The sequence below is a fragment of the Mesorhizobium sp. M2A.F.Ca.ET.039.01.1.1 genome, from assembly GCF_003998035.1.
In the GTDB taxonomy this organism is placed as follows: Bacteria; Pseudomonadota; Alphaproteobacteria; order Rhizobiales; family Rhizobiaceae; genus Mesorhizobium.
The window spans coordinates 1-3,069 of sequence record NZ_RZRY01000717.1; the positions used below are offsets into that span (position 1 = coordinate 1).

The window sequence follows — 3,069 nt, forward strand, 5'->3', positions numbered from 1 at the left end:
GCGGAGCCTCGGCAGGCGCCGCCTCCGCGACCGGCTGGATCTCTCCAGCCGCCTGAGCCTGCTCCCCGGCGACGACTTCCAATTCCTCGGCCCGCGCCTTGCGCGCGGCCCGGCCCAGCAGCCCCTCGGCGGTCGCCTCCTTGGCGCCGGCCAAGAGCGGCGGCAGCTCAGGCCCGAGCTCGGCGCCTTCCAGCTCGATGGCATAGACGCGGATGCCGCGCGAGCCGAGCACGCCGACCAGCGCGCCGATCTCCTCCGGTCCCGGCTGGAGGAGGTTGAGATCCAGCACCACCGGGCGACCGTTGAAATAGCCCGGCGAGTTGGCGATCCAGCGATCCAGCCCCTCCAGCCAGTCGGCGATCGGCGCCTCCGGCGTCAGCGTGAAAGCGACGAAGGAACGGGCGCGGAAGCGGATCGATTTGTTGTGCAGGGGGGCGGCGAAGGTCACGTCCAGGCGAATCCTTACTCAATGGTTAAAGGGTGCCGGGCGAATGGTTAACAAAAGGTTAATTTTGGGGATCAGGGCCGTTAAGGAAGTGGCGCGGCCAAGTTCTGTGGCCGCACGGTGACAGGGCCTGCCGATGCCGCTATCGTCTCACCCCAGCCTGGCGGAAAGCAAGGGAGATCATGTCATGGAGATCAGCAAGCCCGAGGACGCCGCGGCCGCCTTCGCCGATGCCTGGAACAAGCATGACATGGACGACTTCGCGGCGCTGTTTTGCGAGGACGCCAATTTCGTCAATGTCGTTGGCATGTGGTGGAAAGACCGGGCCGAGATCGAAGCGGCGCACCGCGCGACTCACAAGACCATGTTTCGCGACAGCCGGCTTGAGGGTGTCGCCGCGTCGGTCGTCGAGCTGTCTCCCGGCCTCGGATCGGTGCACTACAGATGGACCCTGACCGGCGCATCCGCCCCGGACGGCTCGCCCGCCGGAACGCGGGAAGGCATCCTGCTTCTGGTGGTGAAGAAGGAACAGCTTGGATGGCGGATCAAGGTGGCCCAGAACACCGACATCGTCCCAGGCGCGATCGCTCCCCCTGCCCGCGCAAGCAGATAGAACGGCCAAGCCCGATCGAGTCGCGCATGTGAAGCGGCTAATATACAGGCGATCTGCAGCCGAGCACCATCCCGCCCGGGACTTTCCACTCTTCAGGGACAAGGAGACGGGCAATGGGCATTTATCGGGAAGACTGCAGGCGAGCAGGCAAGGCAGGCACGGCACTGGCGGCGCTGATGTTGCTGGGAGGATGCATGACGCACCAGCCGACAGGCATAGATGCATACCAGACGAGCGGCATCGACCAATGGCTGGCGACGGCCGACGCCGACAAGGTCGTCAACGCGATGGCCGCGAAGGGCCTGATGCCCGCCACCATCGACTGCCGCTTCGCCGACACCACGCCAGGACAGGTGGCCTACCTCTCGAAATTCACCTGGACGCGGGCGCCCGCCAACACACGCTACCACTGGGAAGTGGGCGATCCGGCCTATCTCGCGAGCAAGGAAGTGCGGGCCAACCGGGTGGGCTTGCAGCGCGTGGATGCGAAGGTTGTGCGGGACAGCGCTACAGGGCAGAAGGTCGGGTGCTCGGTTTGGGTGGGATAGGCGAATCCTACGAAACAGAACAATCGGAGCCGGTGGCTGGGGCGCTATAACCGACGAATATTGGGCGAATTGCAGCGGTCAAGCCTCTCCCGCCGGGCTAGGCCAAAGGCCGGATCGCCGGCCCGTTGAGGACGGTTCCGTCTGGCGAGAACTGCGAGCCATGGCAGGGGCAATCCCAGCACTGCTCCGTGGAATTCCAATGCACGATGCAGCCCAGATGCGTGCAGCTCGCCGAATGCCGGTGCAGCGTTCCGTCGCAGTCGCGACATACGGCGAGCTTGCTCAAGCCGTCCTGAAGGATGCCGCCTTCACCAGGCTTGAGATCGTCAGCCGATTTGATCTCGCCGGGCAGCAAATAGCCAGCAAGGTTCTTCACCGTCGTGAGGTTCTCATTGACGTATTGCGCAAAGGCTGCGGGCGGCGTCCGGTCCGGGGCGTACACGGCTTCCCAGGGGTTCGATCCTTCCACGATCAAATCGCGGATCAGCAGTCCGGCCAATGCGCCGTGCGTCATGCCCTGTCCGGAGTCGCCGGTGGCGATGAAGACGTTGCCGTTGCCGGGGCTGCGGCCTATGAAGCCGCAATAGTCGATCGTATCGAGAACCTGACCGGACCATCTCGCTCTTTCTCTGCCAAGATCGGGCACCAATGCCCTGATCCAGGCTTCGAGCGCAGTAAAGCGAGCCTCGCCGTCATCGGCTTCGCCCGATTTGTGATCGCGGCCGCCGGCAATGAGACAGTCGGTCTCGCTGGGGCCGGGATTGAGTCGGACATAATAATAGGGATCGTCCATGTCCCAGTAGAGCGCGTCGGGAAGAATTCCCCTTTCAATGTCGAAAGCCATCGCATAGGTGCGGTAAGGCGCCATCTTGCTATGGATCTTTACCCAGGTGTTGATCGGCGAATTGGTGGCGAACACCGCGTTCGAAGCGGTGATGGTGGAGCCGCCGTCGCATTTCAGGCGAACCTGCGTTCCCTCCTCGATTTCGACGACGGCGCTATCGGTGAATGCCTTGCCGCCTCGCTTCTGGAAATCGGCGAGCAGCGCGCGAAGATATTTCAGCGGATGGAAAGTGGCCTGGTTCGGATAGCGCAGGATGGGCGCCTTTTCATGGCCCTTGAGCGCTACACCCTTGCCATGCTCAACCGCGACGCCGATCTTTGCCGCGGCGGCATATTCCTTGTTGCATTCTCTGGCGGCCTCTTTCTCATCCATCCAGGCGGCGGGGAAAAGGAAGCCGTCCAGCCGCCGGAAGTCGCAGTCGATCTCCAGCCTGCCGACATGCTGTTCGATACAGTCGACGGCGGCTTGCTGGCTTTCCTGAAATCCGCGCGCGAGGGCCTCGCCGCGCATCTTAACCAGAGCGCTCAAACCGTCATCGCAGATGGGCGCCAAATGGGCGGTCGTGCGGGAAGTCATGCCGCCGAGCAGAGGGCCGCGATCCACAAGCACCACCTTGCGA

Annotated in this window: 3 protein-coding genes and 1 pseudogene; 2 read left to right on the forward strand and 2 right to left on the reverse strand. The window is 63.6% G+C overall.

The genetic code is table 11. From position 1 onward, the window contains the following. Positions 1 to 448, reverse strand: a pseudogene (locus EOA24_RS32415) (septum formation inhibitor MinC); the annotation flags it as partial. Positions 449 to 632: 184 nt separating this feature from the next. Here EOA24_RS32415 and EOA24_RS32420 point away from each other — a divergent pair. Beyond that, the gene (locus EOA24_RS32420) at positions 633 to 1,058 is read left to right on the forward strand and encodes an SgcJ/EcaC family oxidoreductase (protein WP_126078104.1); all 426 of its coding nucleotides are present in this window, start codon (positions 633 to 635) and stop codon (positions 1,056 to 1,058) included. A 113-nt stretch (positions 1,059 to 1,171) separates the two neighbouring features. Then, positions 1,172 to 1,606, forward strand: a complete 435-nt coding sequence (locus EOA24_RS32425) for a hypothetical protein (RefSeq protein ID WP_126078105.1) — start codon at positions 1,172 to 1,174, stop codon at positions 1,604 to 1,606. Positions 1,607 to 1,703: 97 nt separating this feature from the next. On the opposite strand, the gene EOA24_RS32430 is transcribed toward EOA24_RS32425, so the two are convergent. Beyond that, positions 1,704 to 3,069, reverse strand: a 1,366-nt coding sequence (locus tag EOA24_RS32430; RefSeq protein WP_133374723.1) for an FAD-dependent oxidoreductase, incomplete at its 5' end; no start/stop codon positions are given.

What these genes read in the sequence shown, in the direction of transcription:
- EOA24_RS32420 (WP_126078104.1), top strand. Translation starts at nt 633, where the DNA reads ATGGAGATCAGCAAGCCCGAGGACGCCGCGGCCGCCTTCGCCGATGCC.
- EOA24_RS32425 (WP_126078105.1), top strand. Translation starts at nt 1,172, where the DNA reads ATGGGCATTTATCGGGAAGACTGCAGGCGAGCAGGCAAGGCAGGCACG.